Source organism: Sphingobacterium sp. UBA1498, assembly GCF_002325125.1.
Classification (GTDB): Bacteria; Bacteroidota; Bacteroidia; order Sphingobacteriales; family Sphingobacteriaceae; genus Sphingobacterium.
Window position 1 is genome coordinate 133,136 of sequence record NZ_DCRG01000037.1, and the last position, 23,284, is coordinate 156,419.

At 38.7% G+C, this 23,284-nt stretch carries 21 protein-coding genes; 3 read left to right on the forward strand and 18 right to left on the reverse strand.

Annotated elements, in window-relative coordinates:
- Positions 1-11: 11 nt before the first annotated feature.
- The 9 genes from B3139_RS19960 to B3139_RS20000 all read right to left on the reverse strand — a co-directional run bounded on the left by B3139_RS19960 (position 12) and on the right by B3139_RS20000 (position 8,349).
- Complete coding sequence (locus B3139_RS19960) at positions 12-386, reverse strand: NADH-quinone oxidoreductase subunit A (RefSeq protein ID WP_209578296.1); 375 nt, start codon at positions 384-386, stop codon at positions 12-14.
- A 119-nt stretch (positions 387-505) separates the two neighbouring features.
- Complete coding sequence (locus B3139_RS19965; protein WP_293885239.1) at positions 506-2,305, reverse strand: tetratricopeptide repeat protein; 1,800 nt, start codon at positions 2,303-2,305, stop codon at positions 506-508.
- Positions 2,306-2,330: 25 nt separating this feature from the next.
- Positions 2,331-3,257 carry a PstS family phosphate ABC transporter substrate-binding protein gene (locus tag B3139_RS19970; protein ID WP_293885241.1) on the reverse strand — a complete coding sequence of 309 codons (927 nt, stop codon included), beginning with the start codon at positions 3,255-3,257 and terminating at the stop codon, positions 2,331-2,333.
- Positions 3,258-3,585: 328 nt separating this feature from the next.
- Entirely contained in the window at positions 3,586-4,473 is an 888-nt protein-coding gene (locus B3139_RS19975) for an energy transducer TonB (RefSeq protein ID WP_209578293.1), read from the reverse strand.
- 31 nt (positions 4,474-4,504) lie between these two features.
- Positions 4,505-5,062 (reverse strand): ExbD/TolR family protein, encoded by a 558-nt coding sequence (locus tag B3139_RS19980; RefSeq protein WP_209578292.1) that lies wholly within the window; start codon positions 5,060-5,062, stop codon positions 4,505-4,507.
- A 24-nt stretch (positions 5,063-5,086) separates the two neighbouring features.
- Positions 5,087-5,749 carry an ExbD/TolR family protein gene (locus B3139_RS19985; protein WP_209578291.1) on the reverse strand — a complete coding sequence of 221 codons (663 nt, stop codon included), beginning with the start codon at positions 5,747-5,749 and terminating at the stop codon, positions 5,087-5,089.
- A gap of 110 nt (positions 5,750-5,859) precedes the next feature.
- The gene (locus B3139_RS19990) at positions 5,860-6,684 is read right to left on the reverse strand and encodes a MotA/TolQ/ExbB proton channel family protein (RefSeq protein WP_209578290.1); all 825 of its coding nucleotides are present in this window, start codon (positions 6,682-6,684) and stop codon (positions 5,860-5,862) included.
- Positions 6,685-7,115: 431 nt separating this feature from the next.
- On the reverse strand, positions 7,116-7,466 hold the full coding sequence (locus B3139_RS19995; protein ID WP_293885243.1) for a translation initiation factor: 351 nt from the start codon (positions 7,464-7,466) through the stop codon (positions 7,116-7,118).
- A gap of 4 nt (positions 7,467-7,470) precedes the next feature.
- Positions 7,471-8,349, reverse strand: coding sequence for a diacylglycerol/lipid kinase family protein (locus B3139_RS20000; RefSeq protein ID WP_293885244.1), 879 nt, complete (start codon positions 8,347-8,349; stop codon positions 7,471-7,473).
- 304 nt (positions 8,350-8,653) lie between these two features.
- On the opposite strand from B3139_RS20000, the gene metK reads away from it, so the two are divergent.
- On the forward strand, positions 8,654-9,907 hold the full coding sequence (gene metK / locus B3139_RS20005) for a methionine adenosyltransferase (RefSeq protein ID WP_209578287.1): 1,254 nt from the start codon (positions 8,654-8,656) through the stop codon (positions 9,905-9,907).
- A 159-nt stretch (positions 9,908-10,066) separates the two neighbouring features.
- Entirely contained in the window at positions 10,067-10,471 is a 405-nt protein-coding gene (locus tag B3139_RS20010; protein WP_293885246.1) for a Dabb family protein, read from the forward strand.
- On the opposite strand, the gene B3139_RS20015 is transcribed toward B3139_RS20010, so the two are convergent.
- From B3139_RS20015 to B3139_RS20040, 6 genes are read right to left on the reverse strand one after another with little or no spacing between them, the layout of a single operon-like run.
- Positions 10,464-11,792: a DUF58 domain-containing protein gene (locus B3139_RS20015; RefSeq protein ID WP_293885248.1), complete on the reverse strand. Its 1,329-nt coding sequence runs from the start codon at positions 11,790-11,792 to the stop codon at positions 10,464-10,466. The genes B3139_RS20010 and B3139_RS20015 overlap by 8 nt on opposite strands.
- Positions 11,792-12,781: an AAA family ATPase gene (locus B3139_RS20020; protein ID WP_293885250.1), complete on the reverse strand. Its 990-nt coding sequence runs from the start codon at positions 12,779-12,781 to the stop codon at positions 11,792-11,794. The genes B3139_RS20015 and B3139_RS20020 overlap by 1 nt, the downstream gene beginning before the upstream one ends.
- Complete coding sequence (locus tag B3139_RS20025) at positions 12,778-13,971, reverse strand: DUF4350 domain-containing protein (protein WP_293885252.1); 1,194 nt, start codon at positions 13,969-13,971, stop codon at positions 12,778-12,780. Before B3139_RS20025 ends, B3139_RS20020 begins: the two co-directional genes overlap by 4 nt.
- Positions 13,968-14,804 carry a DUF4129 domain-containing protein gene (locus B3139_RS20030; RefSeq protein WP_293885253.1) on the reverse strand — a complete coding sequence of 279 codons (837 nt, stop codon included), beginning with the start codon at positions 14,802-14,804 and terminating at the stop codon, positions 13,968-13,970. Before B3139_RS20030 ends, B3139_RS20025 begins: the two co-directional genes overlap by 4 nt.
- 34 nt (positions 14,805-14,838) lie before the next feature.
- A complete protein-coding gene (locus B3139_RS20035; RefSeq protein ID WP_293885254.1) occupies positions 14,839-15,750 on the reverse strand; it encodes an ABC transporter permease in 912 nt (303 codons plus the stop codon).
- On the reverse strand, positions 15,741-16,703 hold the full coding sequence (locus tag B3139_RS20040; RefSeq protein ID WP_209578280.1) for a stage II sporulation protein M: 963 nt from the start codon (positions 16,701-16,703) through the stop codon (positions 15,741-15,743). Before B3139_RS20040 ends, B3139_RS20035 begins: the two co-directional genes overlap by 10 nt.
- Before the next feature lie 116 nt (positions 16,704-16,819).
- Between B3139_RS20040 and B3139_RS20045 the strand changes: the two genes are divergently transcribed.
- A complete protein-coding gene (locus B3139_RS20045) occupies positions 16,820-17,551 on the forward strand; it encodes an RDD family protein (protein ID WP_209578279.1) in 732 nt (243 codons plus the stop codon).
- A gap of 283 nt (positions 17,552-17,834) precedes the next feature.
- Here B3139_RS20045 and fabD read toward each other — a convergent pair whose 3' ends face one another.
- The 3 genes from fabD to B3139_RS20060 all read right to left on the reverse strand — a co-directional run bounded on the left by fabD (position 17,835) and on the right by B3139_RS20060 (position 23,205).
- On the reverse strand, positions 17,835-18,725 hold the full coding sequence (gene fabD, locus B3139_RS20050) for an ACP S-malonyltransferase (RefSeq protein ID WP_293885256.1): 891 nt from the start codon (positions 18,723-18,725) through the stop codon (positions 17,835-17,837).
- A 218-nt stretch (positions 18,726-18,943) separates the two neighbouring features.
- Positions 18,944-20,173, reverse strand: coding sequence for a M16 family metallopeptidase (locus B3139_RS20055; protein ID WP_293885257.1), 1,230 nt, complete (start codon positions 20,171-20,173; stop codon positions 18,944-18,946).
- Positions 20,174-20,364: 191 nt separating this feature from the next.
- Positions 20,365-23,205, reverse strand: coding sequence for an outer membrane beta-barrel protein (locus tag B3139_RS20060; protein ID WP_293885259.1), 2,841 nt, complete (start codon positions 23,203-23,205; stop codon positions 20,365-20,367).
- Positions 23,206-23,284 lie beyond the last annotated feature (79 nt).

Sequence of the window (23,284 nt, forward strand, 5' to 3'; positions counted from 1 at the left end):
AATGAGGACATCTAGTCCCAGTTTAATGCTTTTTTCTTAATCACATAGATAAAGCCTAATAAAAGCAGTCCCATGAAAATAAACATCTCTATCAAGCCTTGCAATCCCATATCACGAAAGTTTACAGCCCAAGGGTACATAAAAATGACCTCCACATCAAATATCACAAATAGGATGGCCACCAAGAAATATTTGATTGAGAACGGCTGCCTCGCATTTCCGATAACTTCAATCCCTGACTCAAAAGCTCCAAGCTTGTTTTCTGTGCGGACCTTTGGTCCGATAAGATGTGTAATAATTATCGTACTTACTCCAAATCCCACAGCTACTAAAAGCTGTATAAATATCGGCAAGTAGTCTATCGGCATACTATTGGCTTGCTCCATCTCAACTAAAATTTATATTGGTAACTATCTTTAAATATAGAGATTCCATGGTAAAAAACAAAACAAAAAAGGCGTAGATATTACTATCTACGCCTAATTTAGAATGATTTTACTTAAGCTTATTTTAAACCTTCTAAGTAACCTTTAACAGCTTCATTCGCTGGATCTATAGCTAATACTTTTTGGAAACTTTCCTTCGCTTTAGGAAGATCTTGTTTCACGTAATAGTAAAGACCGATATACGTATTTGCGTCTATTAAATAATTCTTATTTTTCTCTTGTGCACCACGTTGATTGATTGTTTCAATCAATTTTTGGAATGAAGCTACGAAATCACCTTTAGGTTGCTCCAGGTTATCTGCTGTTAAAGCAGCAAAAGCTTTGTAATAAAGTGCATTGATCAAATATTTATCTTGCGCTTCTTTATTGTCAGTTGTTTCAATTACTGATAAGAACGTCTGTGCTTTTTGTAAATCAGCTATGGCTTTATCTCTAAGCTCCTGATTAACCACAACTTGCTCCTCGTTTTTACTACCTGCATCTTCTTTAGCACCGATTTGATAGTAAGCTTCACCAGCATAATAATTTGCATCAAACAAATACGTTTTATTATCTGTGTAAGACGCCACTAGTTCAAAAAGAGAGGCCGCCGTCTGCAATTCTTGCTCTTGATATTTAGCAAAAGCCAGCTCTGCAGTTTCGCCCAAAAGCTCTTTGTCTAAATCAATTGCTTTTTTAATATCAGCAATACCTTTTTGAATATTTGCCTCATTCTCAGGCGTCAACACCGGTGCGGCTGTGGCTGTGCTGTCTGCACCACCCTCTACATGTTTTGGACTATTAGCAGCGATTTCAGACATACCCAAATACATATAATCCAATGGAATTACACGATCTTTCTCCATTTTGCTGAACATCTGATTCAAATACTCCAATGCTTTTGGATAATCTTTAGCTTTTTGGAAAGCGATATAACCTAAGTAACGGTAGATTTTTGGATCTACAGAAGGATTTTGCGCTAATTCCTCCGAAACTACCTTCAAATCATCGTACTGACGTGCATAAACAAGGAAATCGGCATAGCGGATTTTTGCTTCCAACGAGTTATCGCCAGCAACTTCAAGATATTTCTTATATTGCTCAACACCCTTTTTATTTAACTCAACATATTTCTCATCAGAAGTGCCTGGCAACCTCGACCATTGGTTGTAAGTCTCAGCTAACTCACGATAAGTAGGAGCATAAGTTGGCGTCTCCGCCGCGATAGCTTCTAATTGCGTGATGGCTTCATCAAAAGCTTGTGCACCCCGTACAATTACCGCTTGTCCAACTTTAGCTTGAACCGAATTCGGATCGATATCCGTCGCTTCACCATAGCTAGTATAAGCCAAAGATCCTTCTTTCAAGCCGCGATACGCATCACCTAACGCGATAGGAATAGCAACATCTTTTTTGTTTTTTTCCTTCGCCTGTGTGAGATACTCTAACGCTTTTGCATAATCAGGTTCAGGTGCATTGATATATGCACGACCGATCTCCAACAATGGCTCATAATCCTTTTTACCTAATTTTGCCGTTGCCAAAGCGAATTTAGATTCCGCACTTGCCTTATCCTTTTTCATTAAGTCAACATAACCCAAACCTACATTATTGATTGTAGCCTTTGGATCAGCGGCCAAACCTTGGTTGAAAATCGTAGCGGCAGAATCCGCTCTGTCGTTTACCAAATAAATTTGACCCAAATAGAAATAATTATCTCCATTCTTAGGTTGCTTAGTCACTAACTGTTGAAGGATAGTTTTAGCTTTACCATAATTTTCAGCCTCGATGGCTGCTCTAGCATCTTTCAAACTTTGTGCACTTACTGTGCCCACAGATCCGGCCAATAAAAGACTAAATAATAATTTGCTGTTTGTCATAATCTATTTTTGTACTATTTATTATCTATTTAATATAACTTTCATCTCTAATAATGATCTCACGCCCAGGCATTGTGGCAGGAACCAATCCCGCTTTCAAAACGATTCGCTGTCCGCGATCGCCTGTCAAAAAAGCACTAAAACCCAAACCTAAGCCCATATTTGGCTGATAATTCATAATGTAGACAGGCCTCACAAAAGGGTATACGCCATCAGCTATAGTCGATTGAGATGGTCTATAGAAATTGATCTTTTCACCCCCTTGATCCCTACTTCCGATGCTCAATGTACGAATTTTATCCAATAAATTCGAATTTTTTTCTACAGCTTTCAAATACCAATTGTAGCCAATAACACCCACTGTATTCGCATTATCACTGACGTATTTCATCACTTCCTCACTATCCTTCATTGCTGAAACAGCTTTCGGATCAATTTTGTTTAATTTGAAATAATCTTTCAAATACCGTAGTGTACTCGAATTGGCATTATCAAAGATCAACCGTTGCCCTGCTAAATTACCTTCCAACAAAGACTTAACGTCTTTTTGTGACATAATAGTATCCTTACTATTGCGATTATTGACTAGTACAACTGCATCGGAAGCTATTTGAAAGATTTTCGGCTGAATACCGCGCTTCTGAAAGTAGCTACCTTCCTCGTTTGTCAATTTTCTCGTCAATACAACAACGTAAGCCGAATCAGAAAGCAAAGCATTTACCGCTTTAATCTCGGGCCTAGCGATCAACTCCAAACTTGAATTTGGATAAGAACTTTCAAAAACATCCGCAGATTCTTGGATGATAGGCAACAAAGTCTGATCAACAATAACCGGAAGTTTACCCGTTAGAATATCCTCTCCTTCCTTTGTACTCTTCGTTTTATTTTTGCACGAAACAAATACTCCCATACAGACGCCTAGCATCATAAGAATCATTTTATATTTTCTCATACGATACATCATAAAATAAGACAGTTTAAATAAAGAATAGTTTAACTTTTGAAGAGAGAGTTGGTTAAAACTAAAAGAAAGAGGCGCTTAATTAAAATTATTTTGCCAAAGCCGCACAAACCGCATAAATGAATACAGAATCAATACGACGCCAAAAATTGTTTTGTAAGTTGGATTAATTTCAATCGGAAAATTGTCCCAGAATATAATCAAAAGGCCCAAAACAAAATAAAAGCCAAACATAAAAAGTCCTAAAATAGACAGAAACCGCTTCAGAGGCGATTTCTGTCTATAATTTGAACTACTATTTGAATTAAAATTTGTCATTCTAATTTTGCAGGTTCAATCGAATTGGTAAAGTATACGCTACACGAACTGGACGACCATTTTGAATTCCTGGTTTCCATTTCTTCGCTTTCTTAAGCAACCTTACAGCTGCATCACCAGTACCATATTTCAAATCACGTTTGATATTGATGTCTGTCAAGCTACCATCTTTTTCTACGACGAACGATACCTCAACTACACCATTTACACCATTTTCTGTTGCGGCGGCAGGATACTCGTAGTTCGAACCTACCCACGACATAAATGCTTGCATACCACCTACAGGCATTGGTTGAACCTCAATGGCATTAAATGGAAGAATTTCATCTCCATTACCATTCGGATCTCCTTTTTTTGCTCCAGTGATCGCACCATCTTGTTTCTTTGAACCGAATTCACCACGGGCAACCGAAGTACCTGTCGGACTACCTTTCAAGGTAATACGCGCTGGAGTTTTATTTGGATCCTTCAATTCTTCCTGAGAAGCAACTTCTTCTACAACTTTGTTTGCAGGAGCTACTTTAGGTTCAGGGAAACGAACCAAATCTTCTTTCGGTACATCCATGGCCACTTGTTGAGGTTTCTCTTCCGGTTCTTGTGGAAGCGGTTCCTCTTCTGGCGGTTCTGGTGGCTTGATTTCTTCAAGGTCTTCCAACGTAACTTCAGTGACTGCCGGAGGTGCCTCTACAGGCTTCTTCGGGAACAGCTTACTTCCGAAAACGCTAAGGAAACTGGCTATGGCCACAATGCCGATAACGACAAGAAGCCCCCTGTTAGTCGCTTTGGGCGCAAGTTTACGAAGCTCGTAGGCTCCATACTCCCTGTTTCTGCCCTGAAAAACGACGTCAAGCCATTCTTTCTTAAAAATATCTAATTTTGACCCTATCATTTTATTTTAGTTTTATGTGTCAATCTAATAACTAATCATTATAGATATTGTCACGTTTTAACACTTCGACTTCTTCTGGTGTAATCTTTCCGATCATATAGCGTTTAACGTCTACAATTTTCATCTCGTCAAGAATATCAACCAGATTTCGTTGTGTACATTTTTCACTAGGACGTATGATTACAATCATGTCTTTACCGCCTGAAACGCGAGGTACATAAGCCTTTTTCTCCATCAAGACCTTACGGATCCCATCTGCGCCATAACCAGCAACAGTAGGCCCTTCGATCGGATTAGCTACTTGACCATATACCCAAGAGACTTTGTTGTCAGAACCCAATAAAATTGTAAGGGAACGATTATCTGCCGTAAGCAGTTCATCTTTTTGTTCTTCTTTAATTTTATTTTTGTCTGGCATAGCCACATCCATTGCCTGCGGTTTATTTAAGGACGTGGTCAACATGAAGAAGGTGATCAACAAGAAGGCCAGATCCACCATGGCTGTAAGGTCTACCTTACCCCCATTTTTTTTGGATCTTACTTTCCCGCCTTTTCCTTTTTTACCACTATCCTGATTTAATTCTGCCATCGTTTGTTCTTATTAAATCGTCAATTATTTGTCCTCAGCACGCATGCCCGTTATGAAACTAAATTTGTTTTGCTTTTGATTACGCAATGTTTCAATAACTAAATTAACCGAAGGATATTTTTCATTCGCATCTGCTTTGATAGCCATCTTCAAAGGTCCAGGATGCACGAAATTTTTATCCGATGCTTCTTTTTCCTTATTCACTTCTTCAGCTGCGAGGCGAGTATTTTGAACCCAATAATACAACTCATTTGAAGTGTTTTCAGTACTATCAATAGGAATACCAGTTTGCACGCCTTTTTCTGTACGCTTACTTCCGTCTAAGGCCAATAACCCTTTCAATTTAGACATTGGTACACCAAAGTTTTCCATCAATTTGAAACGATCGTAATCTTCTTGCGAAAAGCCAACGCCATACTTTGCTGACATTCTTTCTAGTGCTTTTACACGAACTTGTTGATCAGTCGTACCGAAGAAAACTTTACCTTGATCGCCTATTGTGATCATACCTACATTTGAATCAGGTAACTTATCTTTCGTAGTCGATGCTGGGGTATCCACCGTCAATGCTTCCGGTTGGCGCGCTGTCGCCGTTAAGACGAAGAACGTAAGCAGCAAGAACGATACGTCACACATCGCTGTCATGTCGATCGACGTACTGGCTCTTTTTACTTTTGCTTTACCCATTTTAAATTCTTCTTTTTAAATTAAAAACTCAATCTTCTATCCTATGATGATTTTAATATTTGATTTCCATAAACTAAATTTAAAAAAATCAAATATTTTCATCATAGTTCTTATTTGTGGTTTGCAGCGTATGTTTGTACGATTGAGAAACCAGCTTCGTCGATAGAGTAAGTTAATTTATCGATTTTTGCAGTAAAGATGTTATACAATACGATAGCGAATGTTGATGTCGCGATACCAGTTGCTGTATTGATCAAGGCCTCAGAGATACCGTTCGCCAATTTAGCTGAATCTGGAGCACCACCTGTTGCCAATGCCGAGAAGGCTTTGATCATACCTGTTACCGTACCCAATAGACCACATAATGTACCGATAGAAACTAATGTAGCGATAACGTTTAAGTTTTTCTCTAACATAGGCATTTCCAATGCAGTTGTTTCTTCGATTTCTTTTTGGATTGCAATAGCCGCTTTTTCAGTGTTCACTTCAGGATCTACGGATACTGATTTGTACTTCAATAAACCAGCTTTCACAACGTTTGCTACTGAACCTTTTTGTTTGTCACACTCAGCAATAGCTGAATCGATGTTTCCACCATTAATCAACGTTTGGATTTTACGAACAAAGTTTCCAACGTTTCCAGTACCAGAAGCTTTGTTGATAACGATAAAACGTTCTACCGAGAAAACCCATACCATTAAGAATAAACCAAGCAAAACAGGTACGATAGCCCCAGCATGGTAAACCATTCCTAAATAGTTACCTGGGTTAGGAGCATTTTCTGGATTGTTATCAACGAAGTTAGTTGGATTACCCATCACAAATTTCCATACACAGAAACCCACGATGAAACAGATGATGATTGCAGCTTGAGCAAAGAAAGATCCTCCGTTGTTGCTCTCTTGTTTTGCAGCAGTTTTAGGTGCGTTTGCCATTTTTCTAATTTTTAGTTTTTTACTGTTGTTTAAATATATAATGTTGTTTAAATTATATGTACTCCTATTCGCTTTTGAAATCAATTTGCAAAGCAAATTTAATATTTAATGTCAAATTTAAAATATTCCTCTTAAATATGTAAAAAAAATCAAATTTGTTTTTTTAAACTGAAACACCGTTAATGTGTGTTATTTTTCTCAGCAGCTCCCGTTATATAATCATTGTTTCTCATTGCTAAATCGCTTATTCGCAATAATTATTTTACAATGAAAGCCATTTTTTTTTTGATATGCAAGAAAATCAAAGATTTTAAATTACAAAAAGTAAGTGATTACTCATATTATCAAACAAACACACAGGTTACACACAAACCATACTTGCCTAATAAACAATTCATTAGATTTAATCTGAATATTCTCGCAATACTTGTTTAACCACCCACTAATTTTACGCGATATCCCTCTTTAAGTAACAACTCGTAGATCTTTTGTTTAAACTCCCCCTGGATGATGATCTCGCCATCCTTTACGGTTCCGCCCACTCCGCACTTCTGTTTCAACAATTTACCTAAAATTTCCAGGTCTTCGGTTTTTCCTACAAACCCTGTGATCAACGTAACAACTTTTCCTTTCCGCATTTTGCGATCAAGCTGTACTTTCAAGTTTTGCTGATTCGTTGGTAAAGTATCCTGTTCCTGAAAAAAATCAGATAATTGATAATTGAAGCTATCATCTGTGGAATAGACAACCCCTTCATAAGACTGTTTTTTATTTTTACTCATGATCTTAGCAAATTATTTTTAAGGCTTTTGGCATAATGGAAATATCCAGTTTATCTCCCAGTTCGATTGGTTCCCCATCGACGTGTACTGGTGAAATCTTATCCACCTCAATCCGTATATTCTTCCCAGGAATGATCTCTACATAACTGGATTGATCTGCCGATTTGTTAAACAGATGAAAAATCATCTTTGGCAATATATAAAGTGGGAATTTGTGCACAATACAGACATCTAAAATACCATCATTCACTGAAGCCTGCGGCGCAATATAGGCGTTATTTCCATATTGAGGAGAATTCGCTACACTGATCATAAAAGCCTGTCTTTCGTACACTTTTCCATCGATGGTTAATTTGTAATGTGCGGGTTGATATTTACTGAGCACATTAAACACTGATTTCATGTATCCCAACGGTCCACGAATATTTTCATTAGCAAAATTTTCGCTCACGGATGCATCGAATCCCAAACCAGCAATATTAAAAAATCTTCTTTCATTGATAACACCACAGTCCACCTCGATTGATTCAAAACGATTAATCCGGCGGATAGCTGCAGCTTCATTCATAGGTACGCCCAAGTAAAGCGCCAAACCGTTGCCCGAACCCTCAGGAATAATCCCCAATGGAATTCCAGACCCAACCAAAGCTGATCCCAATTCATTGATTGTTCCATCGCCTCCCACGGCTATAACCGCATCATATCCTTCTTCAATGGCTTTCAACCCAATTTCATAGGCATGATTCGGTCTAGCTGTCTGTTGAAAAGTAGGATCAAATTTTTGTAGATCAAGCACATCTAACACCTGCTTTTTAAAAGATGTTTTGTGCTTTCCTCCTGAAATCGGATTAATAACAAACAATATTTGTTTACGTTCTGACATATCCCAAAGATAGCGGAAATTACGAATTTCTTAAAATAATGTAATCTTTGTGCATCTTAAAGTATGTGACTATACTTTTTAAATTAAAATATAAATTTGATTTTAAATAATCCTTAAAGTATTGTAGCTTTGTCGCATAAAAAATAGAATGTGGACTGATTTGCGTGCTGTTGCATCACAAAAGCAACGACAAGGAGATTGCAACCACAGTAAAAAAGTGCTAAAACCCTTCGCTATCACGGCGCTTATCACTTTGCTGTTAATTCATTCTAGCGCAAATCCAATATTTAAAATCAGGTAAAGAATGGCTTATTTATTTACGTCGGAATCTGTTTCTGAAGGGCATCCAGACAAAATTGCGGATCAAATTTCAGATGCATTAATAGACAATTTTTTAGCATGGGACGAGGATTCTCGTGTCGCTATTGAAACGTTGGTAACAACAGGACAAGTGGTCCTCGCCGGGGAAGTTAAATCAAACATATACCTCGATGTTCAGAAGATAGCACGTTCGGTAATTCAAAAGATTGGCTATACCAAATCTGAATATATGTTTGAAGCAAATTCTTGTGGCGTATTATCCGCGATTCACGAGCAATCTGCGGACATTAACCAAGGTGTAGACCGTAAAACACGGCAAGAGCAAGGTGCAGGTGACCAGGGGATTATGTTTGGTTATGCGAATAACGAAACCGAAAATTTTATGCCTTTGGCATTGGACCTATCTCATCGCTTACTGTATGAATTGGCGGAGTTGCGTCGCGAAAATAACGAAATCAAGTATTTACGACCTGATGCGAAATCTCAAGTTACACTGGAATATAGCGACGATCACAAACCGAAAAGAATTGATGCCATTGTCATCTCGACACAACATGACGACTTTGATACAGAGCAAGCGATGTTGGACAAAATTACACACGACATCAAAACGATCTTAATTCCTCGTGTCAAAGCACAATTAAAGCCAGAACTTCAAGTGTTATTTAACGATGAAATTAAGTTTCATATCAATCCTACTGGAAAATTCGTTATCGGCGGGCCCCATGGAGACACAGGTCTTACGGGCCGAAAAATAATTGTGGACACCTACGGGGGGAGAGGTGCACATGGTGGCGGTGCTTTCTCAGGAAAAGATCCATCTAAAGTGGACCGGTCTGCAGCATATGCGACACGCCATATTGCCAAAAACTTAGTGGCCGCAGGGGTCGCGGATGAGATTCTCGTACAAATTTCTTATGCGATCGGTGTAAAAGATCCGATGGGTATCTATGTAAATACGTATGGAACGAGCAAAGTAAATTTAACCGATGGTCAAATTGCTGAAAAAATTGCCCATTTATTTGACATGACTCCATACGGGATTGAAACGCGTTTGGGACTGAGAAATCCAATCTACTCAGAAACAGCAGCTTATGGACACATGGGAAGAACACCCAAAAAAGTAATAAAAGAATTTGAAAGCTCGACAGGCGAGAAAAAGCAGGTTGAAGTTGAACTATTTACTTGGGAAAAACTGGATTATATCGAGAAGGTGAAAGCAGAATTTGGTCTATAAGACCACCAAGTTCATTAAAAATACAAAGGGNNCCCTTTGTATTTTTAATGAACAGGTCTAATTTTCATGCGCAGAAGAGCCCATTTTCGCTTTCCTTATAATTGATACTTGTGAAATCAGGAACGTTTTGTATCTTCATAGTTCTAAACCGTTTCAATCATGAAAAGACGCAATTTTCTTATGGCACCTATGGTGCTTATGACTGCCCCAACATGGGCTCATCCAGTTCACCCCAGCCAAGATATTCAGACCAATACCATCGTCCACGTGGTTAATTTCTGGCTTAAGAAAGATATCAGTGAAAAAGACAAAATGAATTTTACCCAGTTTTTTGAGGAGCTTCGGAAAATCGACGTAATTCAGACACTCCACTACGGCGTACCTGCTCAAACAAACCCGAGGCCTGTAGTAGACAATAGTTTTGACTACACGTTGATTGTTACATTTAAAGATCTTAAAGATATAACAAGCTATGAGACACATCCAGTCCATTTAAAAGCAATTGAAAAATATCAGCACCTTTGGACGAAAGTTATGGTCAAAGACACCTCGATCATCAAATAAGTCCTCGTGCCTTAATTTCAAGGTATTTATTGATGGAATTGATGGTTAAATTTTCCGGCGCAGTATAAATAGTCTGAAATCCATGACGGATAAGCTCCTGTACAATAAGCTGCTTCTCATAGATAAACTTCTCAGCAATGATTTGATTATAGATATCTATCGTCTTTTTCGGTACACTTTTAGCCAGATCCTCTACCTCCACATTTTTAAATACGACGACGACGATTATATGACTTCTATTCAGCATAGTCAGGTAATTTATCTGCCGTTTAAGGGAATCTAAGGTCTCAAAATTGGTGTAAAGAAAAATTAGTGAACGCTTATTGATATGCGCATTGGCATAACTATACAGTTTTCCAAATTCCGATTCTTCAAATTTAGTCGATACCTTATAGAGTGACTCTGAAATTTTAAGCATCTGATTATTCCTTTTCTCAGCGGGTATAAATGCATTGATATCCTTTGAAAAGGTTAATAAGCCCGCGCGGTCCTGCTTTAATATCGTTGCATTCGAAAGAACCAACGAAGCATTGATAGCATAATCTAATAAGCTCAGGCCGTTGAAAGGCATACGCATTGCCCTCCCTAGATCGATAAAAGAATAGATCGGCTGCGACTTCTCTTCTTCATATTGGTTGACCATCAACTTTTTCACTTTCGCAGATGCTTTCCAATTCATGTGACGGTAGTCATCGCCTTGAACATAATCGCGAACATGATCAAATTCCATGGCCGATCCAATCCGTCGAATACGTTTTATCCCGAGTTCATTCAGTCTATTACTTGTCGCCAAAAGCTGATACTTTCTTAACTGTATATAAGATGGGTAACAGGGTATTTCTTCTTCCTGATTAGTGACAAATCTTCTTTTGAAAAATCCAAGACGCATCACTAGTGCCAAACAACGTCCAAACTTATAGATCCCCCGCTGGGTCGGTCGCAGCGAAAATGATATTTCCGATTCCTGAAAGCTGGGTAGATGGGTCATAAAATCCTTATCGCGAATTTGAAGCTGAACAGGAAACTCCTCCAAAACTTCCACCTTTGTTCGGAAAGGATAAAAAGAACGCACAATCAGTCTCATTGGGTTCTCATCTCCGTTGGAGAGCTTTTCAGGATATACCCTTGTGATTTCTATTTTCCCCTTTCCAGAAAATAAGAGAATAAAATCAAAGACCAAAATTGCCAGCCATATCCAAAAAACAATCCAAGCTACAATAAACAACTCCTTAACGAAAAAAGACAATGTAAAGAGTGTTGCTACGCTTAATAGCGAGTAGAAAAATTGATTTGTTAGAAAGAGCTGACTTAATTTCTTCATTATCTTGGAATTTCAACAGAATTAATGATTTGGTCGATGACATAGGCTGTTGTAAAGCCTTCCATTTCTCTTTCTGGCGTCAACATAACACGATGTCCTAATACGGCCGATGCCACCCTTCTAATATCCTCAGGAGTAATAAAATCTCTACCGCTAACCGCTGCTGAAGCTTTCGCTGATTCCAGTAAAGCAATAGAAGCTCTAGGTGAGGCTCCGAGTGTCAAACTTGGATTAGTTCGTGTTTTTATAACAACTTGAGCAATATATGTTATCAGCTCCTCATGAACAAAAATAGACTTGATCAATTTTTGAAATGCTAAAATTTCTGTTGCGGAAACCACTGCCTGAACCTGATCTTCTTTATTGACTTCCTTTTGGGCATGATGTTCTTTTAATATTTCCATTTCCTGCTCAAACTCTGGATAGCTCACATTAATTTTAAACAGGAAGCGATCTAATTGAGCTTCTGGCAGACGGTAAGTTCCTTCATGTTCGATTGGATTTTGCGTCGCAAAAACAACAAAAGGAGCGGGTAATCGATAAGTAGTTCCATCAACCGATGCCTGCTGTTCGGCCATACTTTCAAAAAGCGCAGCCTGCGTCTTTGCCGGAGCACGGTTGATTTCATCGATCAAAACGATGTTTGCGAAAATAGGGCCTTTGCGAAACTCGAATTCATTGCTTTTCAGATCCAATATCGATGATCCCGTCACATCCGAAGGCATTAGATCTGGTGTGAATTGAATACGTTTGAATTCGCTATCGATGGTTTTGGCAATCAATTTTGCAGATAATGTTTTTGCAACCCCTGGCAATCCTTCAATCAGGGAATGCCCAGAAGCCAAAATGGAGATCAGAAGCATATCAATCAATTGATCCTGTCCAACGATTACTTTTTTGACCTCTGCTTTCACCTGAGCCATTTTATCGAACAAAACCGATACATCTATTCGGTTTTCAAAAGGTATATATTTATCGAAGTCACTCATATCATTTTTGCTTTATGTTTAAACTCTTCTATAGTGTCATTAATCAATTTAAGATCGACCAAATCATGTTGTTTAGCATCCTGCATGCGTACAATCAACTTGATCAAAGCTTGGGTCTCCATCAGAGAGACTCCAGACCGTTCAGCCAGTTCTTCACTGAAGTCGTTTTCACGCAACGCCAAGGTATCTAAATGAAAACGGTTCCTAAGGTCGTGAAGAAAGTAATCTATCTTTTTGGCAACCATATTCCCGGGTACACCATTTTCATAATATAAAGTAGCAATCGTTCCACAAAAATCCTTTGAGAGGTTCGGCTCTGGAGCCACTACCGCCACTGCACGCTGTTCACGCCTACTTCTAAACACCAGTAAAAGAACCAGCCCCGCCAACAAAACATACCAGGCTTGCCGAAGACCATCATTCAGAAGCAACACACGCAAAGGCGTACGATATTGGTCCATGTTTGCTTTAAAATCATACCAAGCGAGCGGCTTATCATCTAAATAAGATAATGATTTGGCAACATAAGCATATTGCGACGCCGAATTCAGCAGGTAATAGTTTCCAAATAAATCCGGAGTCAAATGCAGGTAAATTGTTCCTTTACCAAATTGAATCGCCACGAAGTTAGGTAGTGCAAATTCTTTATAGGTAATCGCACCTAAAATAGTTGCATTTTTAGGGAGTTTTTTGAACACTTCACCAAGCTCCGATTTACCGTAATGAATTTTATTATTATCATTCATTAGCCGAACGCGTACTTGGTTTTTTATATTTACCCCTTTTTTGTAACCATAGAAACTATCCGTTTCCACCCCCAAGGAATCCAAAAAATAACGATCAATTTCCTCAGCGACAATCATTGCCTTGCCTCCCCGATTCACATAATCCAGTAATTTATCTTCCGCAGCTTCACCCATTGAAAAATAAGAGGTATAAAAAAACAAGTTAGCGTCCGTTTTCTTTGCGCTGTCTAGATACTCGTACAATGGCCGCTCAATCGTTGTATTCTTTTGATCGATGATATGTTCAAGTTCTTGACGTAACACATAGGCTCCAAAGGGATTTTTGTCTTTTGCATCAAATGTCCGATCCCAGATAATTGGTTTCTTACTTGTAGCGTCGATAAGCGCAATGAGCACCAAAACAATTGCGAATAATATCAATCCAAATTTTACCGATCCTTTCATTTAATTTGATTTTGATATTGGGTAAACAATTGCTGATATTGGGTAAAGTTAGCTTCCGTTAATTCAAACTGACCAAACCAGACATAATCAAATATTCGTGTGCACTCCAAAAATCCCCGACGAATTTCCTCGTCCCTTATTTCCTGCCCAAATTCAGCGTTTGTTTTACTTTGCTTCCACTTGATATGATCAGCATGAGCCAACTTCTGAATATTGAGTAGCTGTAAATACCTAATTCCCAGAGCATAATTTTTATTTTTAATAGCTTCCTGTATATGAGGCTCCAAGTTGCTATTCATTAGATTTCGCTCTACATACGCTAAAACGTCCAGTTCGCTATCTTCCTCACGATGTTTGATAAAATATTGGTTCTTGTTGTAAAGTATTTTATAGAGGATAAAGGCTAGTGCGATAACAGCTAAAAAAGCAAAGACATATCCGAATTCTTCTCGAAATTTATAAGGATTATCTGGGGTGATGCTCCCAATCCAATCCGCGAGCCGGGCAAGAATGCGCTGTAATGCACTTACCCGATCTTTAATATTTTCTGAATAAACAAAATCGTCCGTCTCGTACCTTTTGATGATATCCTGATAAGGGTCCATTCTAAACGAACGCTCTTCGGTATATTTTGGAATTGAGTCAAATAATGTTGGATCCCACAGATCAATTTCATCTTTTTCCTGTTGGCCATTTGGTGCTTTTAAAACTATCGAGTCAATAGCGACAGAATCGGTTGTCACTAAGGTAGAATCTATTTGCACATGGAGCGAATCGGCACTATTGTTGTCGGCATCTACGTTCTCCGGTTTCGGATCACAAGCATACATCATTGACAAACCAGCAATGCAGAAAAAAGACAAGAGTTTATTCACTTTTTCCTCCTATCTCTTCGATCATTCCATAAATCCGTTCTCCGAATTTGAGATCCTTCGCTGTTTCATAAATAATACCGTTGGCCAAAACTCCGGACATATAAAGAAACAACGTAAATAATGTGATAAATAAACCTCCCAATGTCATCAGCAGTTTTCCCCAGGATGAGTCAAAAAAAGCAGCATCTATTCCGAGGAAGTTGAATGACAGTATCCCCATGATAACCAATGGTACAATAGAAATCATCATGACAGCCATTTGGAAAATAAAATTTACGATATAGGTAGCAATACCATACTGAATCAATTTTTTGCTTAGCATTACATAGGCATCTGTAAAACAACTTCCGAGATCCGAATAGCCTTCGCGATAAAATAAAAATGAGCAAAATAACCAAATACCAACCATGGACGCCAATATTCCGATAGCAAAACTTCCGACAAAAGGGATAAATGCACAAATCGCAGCAACAATGGCCAAGGGAATAAACACGACAATCAATGCCAAGATCATGGCAATCAAAAACATAAAGTATTTCCCAAGGTTTGATCTAAAATTCTTAAGCACTTCCACACCCGAAAATGCAGTACTCTTGCGCTCCTTAAGCAGTACAAAATATTCGATAGAAATACCGTAAACGTAAAGTCCCAAAGCAATCAGCGCCACAATAAGTAAACCAGCCCAAGTCAGAGCATCGATGTCCTCAAAAGAATCACTATTAGCAGAGAATGTGATTTTTGTTGACAGAAAATAATAAACCAAGGCAATTCCGGCTAGCGGAACAGCAGATAAACCAAAAATAGTAGATACAAAATGCCTATAGATCAATTTAAAAAGATCTATAAAACTTTGCACAAAGTCCCCTACCTTCCGTTCTTTTTGAAATTCAAAGTTTATTTCCATTGAAATCGTTTTGCTAGTCGATATGGATTAATAACATAAAAATAGAGGATTGCCAGTAGAGATAAAACGATAATTAATGCACATAACCAAATTGAAACATTATAATATCTTGTTACAAAGCCTTCCAATGTACCGGCAATAATAAAAAAAGGAATTGTGCTGACCAACACTTTCATCGCAATCTTTGCCGTACGGACAAAAGAAGTTAAACGGGTAAAAGATTTTGGAAATAAGATGCTATTGCCGAGTGCTAACCCGCATCCTCCGGCCACAATAATTACCGAGATCTCGATGGTACCATGAATCCAGATCGCTGACATAGCCTTCCCCATAACGCCATATTGGAAAAACATATGATGAAATGCACCTAGCATAATACCATTGCTAAACAAGACATACCCCGTCCCAACACTAAAAAATAGTCCGGCAGCAAAAGCCATAAAAGCAACACGCACATTATTTATCGTAATCCAAATTGCTGAACCAAAATTGCTTCCCTTTCCGTATACCGCAGCAGGATCGCCTGCTTTTATACTTTCTATCGTTGAATCCACATAGAAGTCGCCTAAAATAAGACGAACAAAATCAATATCGTACACAGACGACAAAAAACCGATAATTGAAGCCAAAACAAAAATTAAGAAGGAGTACAAAAGCGGTCTACGAATACACCAAATTGCTTGTGGTATCTCTTCATTAAAAAAAGATTTAAACTTATTGTTGGAAGCTTTTTGATCTTTATAGATTTTCTGATGCGCATTCACCGCCAATTCATTTAAGTAAGCCTTTACTTTACTCTCAGGATAGAAAGTTTGCGCATAAGCTAGATCATTTGTCAGCTCAATATAATTTGAAGCCAGCTCATCCGGATCAACCGCTGTATTAATTGACAAATTATTTTCAATTAACGTCCATTTTTCTTTATTTCGTTCTACAAATGATGCTTCTCTCATTAATTTTTTTAACTGGCTCAACCAAATATAGGAAATATCCGTGATTGAAAAGCACAAATAACTGCAAAATTGACTTATATATTCTATATTGCCACTAAATTCAAATCATTTTACAGATGAATAAGCTCGAGATAAATACAGCACAAAATGTAAAAATCGAATATAATCTTGCCAGTCTTGGCTCAAGAATGATAGCCTTTGCAATAGACTATTTTATTATAGTCTGCTATTATTTCTTTTGTTTCTTCCTCTTGGACACTTTAAATATCACCAGTAATGATCCCTATCTTTTTTATGGGATCATGATGGCACTGACTTTACCGGCTTTTTTTTATACGTTGATTACCGAAACGGCCTTTGGCGGGCAAACGGTTGGCAAGAAAATAATGAAAATAAAAGTTGTTAAGCTCGACGGTTCACGGGCTAATTTTTATCAGTACTTGTCCAGATGGAGTTTATCTATCGTAGATATTTGGATGACAATGGGTGGAGTCGCCATTACATCAATCGTATTATCAAAAAATGGGCAACGCATTGGAGATATTGCCGGAGAAACGTCAGTTATTAGTCTCAAACCTGCCTTAAAATTGGGCGACACCATCTATGAGGAAACATTAGAGAATCACCCAATTCTATTTCCTCAAGTAATTAAACTGAGTGACAAAGATGCCAACTCGATTAAAGAGATTTATCAGACAGCTTTTGACAGAAGAGATGTGGGAATTTTAACGGCTTTAGTTCAACGTCTGGAAAAAGTCATGGACGTTAAACACCCTGATGTAATGACTCCCAATGATTTTGTCTTACAGGTGATGAAAGATCATTATACGATGTTTAAAGATAAATAACCTAAAACTTCCCGCTTACCAACTTCGCCCTTCACCCGATCCTTCAACGTATATCATACGTATATACAACGGAGCTCGTTCGGTTGCGACCGAACAAACTCCGACCAAGTACCGAACAAGTACCGAACAAGCTCCGAAGAAAGGCCGAAAGAGGTGTCAACTTGATACTTCGCTGTTACAAGAAAAATTCTTACTTTATTTTGTTATTGGCACAAAAAAGTCGGAAGAAAAATCTTCCGACCACGAATGGATCATACGACCCTTTTTTTATCCGATGCTATTCTTAGCCCGTTACTGAAGCCGCAGAAGTCTGTACCTGACGATCGACTTTTTTGACCAATCCTTGTAATACATTACCAGGACCAACTTCAACAAATGCTGTCGCACCATCGGCCAACATATTTTGTACCGTTTGTGTCCATCGAACAGCCCCCGTTAGCTGTGCGATCAAATTTTGCTTGATAACCACTGGATCTGTCTGTGGTTTAGCATCAATATTTTGATAAATCGGACAGCTAGGCGACAACACTTCTACCCCTTCAATAGCTGCTTGCAATTCAACTTTAGCTGATTCCATCAATGGGGAGTGGAATGCACCACCTACATTTAGTTTTAATGCCCGCTTAGCACCAGCCTCGGTCAACAAAGCACAAGCCTTGTCCACTCCTTCGATCGATCCCGAAATAACCAATTGTCCAGGGCAGTTATAATTTGCAGCCACAACAACTTCATCAACCTGAGCGCAGATATCCTCCACCACAACATCTTCCAGACCTAATATAGCAGCCATCGTTGACGGCTGAAGCTCACATGCTTTTTGCATCGCATTGGCACGTTGTGCGACCAATTTCAACCCGTTTTCAAAACTCAATGCACCTGCAGCCACCAAAGCCGAAAACTCGCCCAAAGAATGACCGGCAACCATGTTCGGCTGAAAAGAATCTCCTAATGCTTTCGCCAAAATGACCGAATGCAAAAAAATAGCTGGTTGCGTTACTTTCGTTTGTTTCAATTCCTCATCTGTACCGGAAAACATAATATCCGTGATGCGAAACCCTAAAATATCGTTTGCCTGTTCGAACAAAGCTTTCGTTTCATCATTCAAATTATACAGGTCTTGTCCCATTCCAACAAATTGGGCTCCTTGACCAGGAAATACATATGCTGTTTTCATCCCTTATATTTTTATTCGTTTATTTGTCTGCTACCAGAGGTATTGAATCTGCCTTCGGCAATCCATGTTTGATGAGAACGAATTCCCGTAAACGCAAACTTAGATAAATTGCTTTTTATATGCAATATAAATTCATTTCAGCAAACGATTCTCCGATCGCCACCCGATCTATTTCAATACCATCTATCTCTAAAAGGAGGTATCCCCCACGATAACAATTAGTCCTCGGGAACAAAACTAAGCGACAACATCTTCTTCGGATCAAATACATCTTGTGCAATTCCTAATAGTTCTTTGCTAGTCAAGTCCTGAATTTTTTCAATGATCTCGTCCAATAAGATCACACGATCATAGTCCATCACGTTTTTCGCAGCAGAGATAATCATACTCATACGGTTTTCTTCGGTCAAAGCAATCTGCCCAATAAATTTCTGCTTCGCTCTTTTTACAGCAGTTTCAGACAGCGGTTGCTCGCTCAGCTTAGCGAGCTCTTTAAAGACGAGCCTCTTCGCTTTTTCAACCTTTTCTTCATCTGTGCCGAGGTAAATACTAAATAACCCTGTATCTGAAAAAATAGTATAGTTAGATTCGATGGTATAAGCTATTCCATGTTTCTCCCGTATGGAAAGATTCAGAATGGATCCCATCCCCATTCCACCAAGCATATTATTCAAAAGCAGCAGCCCCGTTTTACGCTCATCACGATAACTATAGGCCAATGAACCGAGCATATAATGCACTTGATTGATTGGTTTGCCTACCGTAACATGCTGCTGAATGAGCGGTCTTACATCATTTCGTATACGTTCTATCGTATTTGAGGGAACCGTGCCGAACACTTTGTGCAGCAATCGCTCCACTTCCTTTAGGGTATAATTCCCCGTGATACCAATGACCATTTCATTTGTATCATAATTCGCCCGCATAAAATCAACGATATCCGTTTTTTGAAGTGCGAGCAGCTGATCTTCCAATCCTAAAATATTATGCCCCAATCCCGATCCCTGAAAAACGAGATCTTCAAAATCGTCTACAATAGACTCTTCAGGGCTGTCTAGGTAGGAAGCCATTTCATCAACAATGACCGACTTTTCCTTATCAATTTCTATGTCGGGAAAAGTAGAATGAAAAAAGATATCTTCAAAAAGATCTAATGCTCGATTTAAATAAGGCTGTAGCATGGAAGCATGTACACAAGTATATTCCTTCGTCGTATAGGCGTTCAGATCTCCGCCAACGGATTCCAAATGATTTATTATCTGTTGCGTAGAACGTCTCTCAGTACGTTTAAATAAAAGATGTTCAATGAAATGAGCCACACCATATTTTCCTGCGCACTCATCCCTCGATCCAGCATTGATGACCATGCAGACATGAGTAACCGGTAAATTTTGATATTGAAATACTACGCGTATTCCGTTTGAAAGTCTAATAATTTCGTATTCCATGCAGTACAAGCTTGCTATTGCTTCTTTTTAGTTTATCTTTTCCTGTGCGCTCCATATTTACGATATTTTGCCACTTTGCTCAATCTGCAAATCGTATGGGGCATGAAGTCGTCACAAAACTAGGCATTTTAAAATGCAAAACGGTCATAGCGAAATCACTATGACCGTTTTTACATCTAATAGAAATCAGGTTACATCCGCGGAGGTCTCATTCCCCCTGGCAATCTGTTCTCTCCTTCAGGATTGCCCATAGCGAATTTTTGGAATTTGTAGGTAAACAAAATCATAAAATATCTTCCTAAACGGTTTGTACGGCTATCAGTAATCATCGATTCACTGAAGGTCCGGGAGACATTCGTTTGCTGATTCAACAAGTCAAATGCCTGTAGACGTACAGTCCCTCGTTGCTGACTTAAGAATTTCTGCTCCAAGTACGTATTTATGACAAAAGGATTTGCATTGATACCAGCACCATACCCATTATTGAATTGTTTGGATAGATCTGCTCCGAAAATCGTATTTTTTGTAATATTAACCGAACCAATTAAGGTTGGCGTCCACGAAGAAACATTCGTATTACGGTTTGTCACTGAGTTTTCCGTATGATTAAATTGATAACGAACGCCTGGATTAATTTCCAGATTTTCCGACGGGTTATATCTAAACATCAAGCCTTGATTCAACACGATATTGCGTGCAACATTCTTTTGACCGATGTCATCATCTTTCTCCGTAGATACATATCCGATATTTTTGTTATAGGATATTCCCCCCATCAACATAATATTATATGTTTTTTCTTTTAAGGATTTCCCGTAGTGGTAAAAAGAATTCACATTAAATGGTTTATCGCTTGTTTCATTAAGATAACGGGTCTCGGAAACTAAGGTTGAGTTTGTCTGACCTGTTTGATAATCGATTAAATCATCAAAATAGCTTTTGCTCAAGCTCACAATTTTATTGTTGGTCAGCCCAGCATTAACAAAAGCGAAGAAATTGTTCCCTTTTTGAAAGTCATTCTTACGAAATCTCACGTTCAGTTGATGACTGAACTCCGGATTCAAATTTGCATTACCGATTACGATACTGGTCCTGTTTGTACTCATATCAAATGGTAAAATCTGCGTAACAGAAGGTTCATTCGGTGTTCCGGAATAATTGACGGTAATATTAGATTGCCTAGAGAATTTATACTCAAAACGCGCAATAGGCATCCAGTTCATATTATTACGATGAATCGGCACCACTAAACCTGAACTGATGGCATCACCTCTCAACTGAGAAGGCTGAGCTGCAGCGCCAATGGAATAGGTTATTTTATCGCCACTATACAAATAGTTAGCCCCAACTTTATGTGTTGTAAAGGAGTAATCATAGTTATAATCAAAATTCAATTTGGGATCCTCAGCAATTAAGTTTCCATCCCGATCAAACCCTTGTTGTTTGTTCGAATTGTCATACTTATTTTTGTTAAAGTCATAGGTAAATTCTATTTTTCCTTTTTCAGAAACAGGCTCCGTATAATTTACTGACGCTCCCCCGTTCCAACTCTTATTATTTGCTTCCAGGATCGTTTTTTCATAAATTGAATCCAAAGGAGCACTTGCATTGTTGGGATCAGCCAATAGCCTGTCTAAAATTGCATTTTGATCTTTCGTTGTTTTTGCATTGTTAAAGTTCATATTTACAAAGACATTCCGCCCCTTATCGTTGAACTTATGGTTGTACAATCCACTAATACCGAATCTGGGTGCACTGGAATTAGCAAAAACATCTTGAATCTGCGAATTATTAAATGCTCCACTACGGTAAGTGAGCGAATTGGTACCTGTTGTTACATCGCTATTGTCATATCCGAACTGGGGTGAAATTTTGATATAATCTTTTGTAGTTGGCTTCCATTCTACATTAGCTTCAAAACGATGGCTATCGCCAATGGTATTCGAATTGGATGTTACACTGTCCGTCTGCATAATATTTGGCAATGTATTTTCCTGAAACCGTTGAGATAGCGTGGTATTATTGCTATGGCTAAAACTATAGCTACCGTAAACAGTCAGTTTATCACTAAAGTCTTTACGGTAATTCAGTCCTATGGAGCCAATTTTCGTCAAACCGTCCGAACCGCCAAACATACCACCACCACCGCGGCGACCGCCACCACCTTGACCCCGACGCGCACCACCACCTACTGTACTAAAATCGAATAAGGGCGCATTGGTATTGTTCAAGTTTCCCAACACCGAAATTTGTTCACCCTCACGCATACCCATCCACATACCTGTAGCTTGGTAACGATCTTCTGTCCCCACACCTGCCCGAAGAGTGGTCATATGACCTGTATTATATTTGGGGTCAATTTGAATATTCAATACCTTTTCTGAATCACCGTTCTTATTTCCGGTCACATTCGCCATATCGCCATAATCGTCGATGACTTGCATTTTTTGAATAATATTAGCGGGCAAATTCTGCGTCGCAGTCTTTACATCCCCACCAAAAAAGTCCTTCCCGTTAATACGAACGCGTTTGACGGATTCACCCTGTGCTGTAACATTACCGTCCTTATCGACTTCGACGCCTTGCAACTTTTTCAAAGCGTCCTCAGCAACTGCCCCATCACGGAGTTTCAGATCTTTCATGCTATATTCCAAGGTATCACTTTTGACAACAACAGTAGGTACTCCATCAACCACCACTTCCTCCAGCATCTGCGAGTTCTGTTGTAAAGTTAAACTTGGAATAATGTGCTTTGATTCACCTTTAGGAATTGTAAATTCCTGCTCAAAACGTTCGAATCCAAGGTTGGAAACCGTGATTTTAAATGTATCGGCTTTAACTTTATCAAAGATAAAAATCCCCGCCATATTGGATCCTGTAGTCATGGAATCTAACTTCGATGTCAACTTCACCGTTGCACCTGCGACAATTCGATTCTTGTCGTCTTTCAACATACCTTGTACACTTTTCGTCTGGCCATAAACAGTCCACCCCGTCAGCATACTAAACAAAAAAAGCATAAAGCCTCTCATAGTACTTATTTTTATATTGCTATAATTGATAACTTTTTGACTCGACAACTATTGCTCAAGTTTAAGAAACAATAGGGTC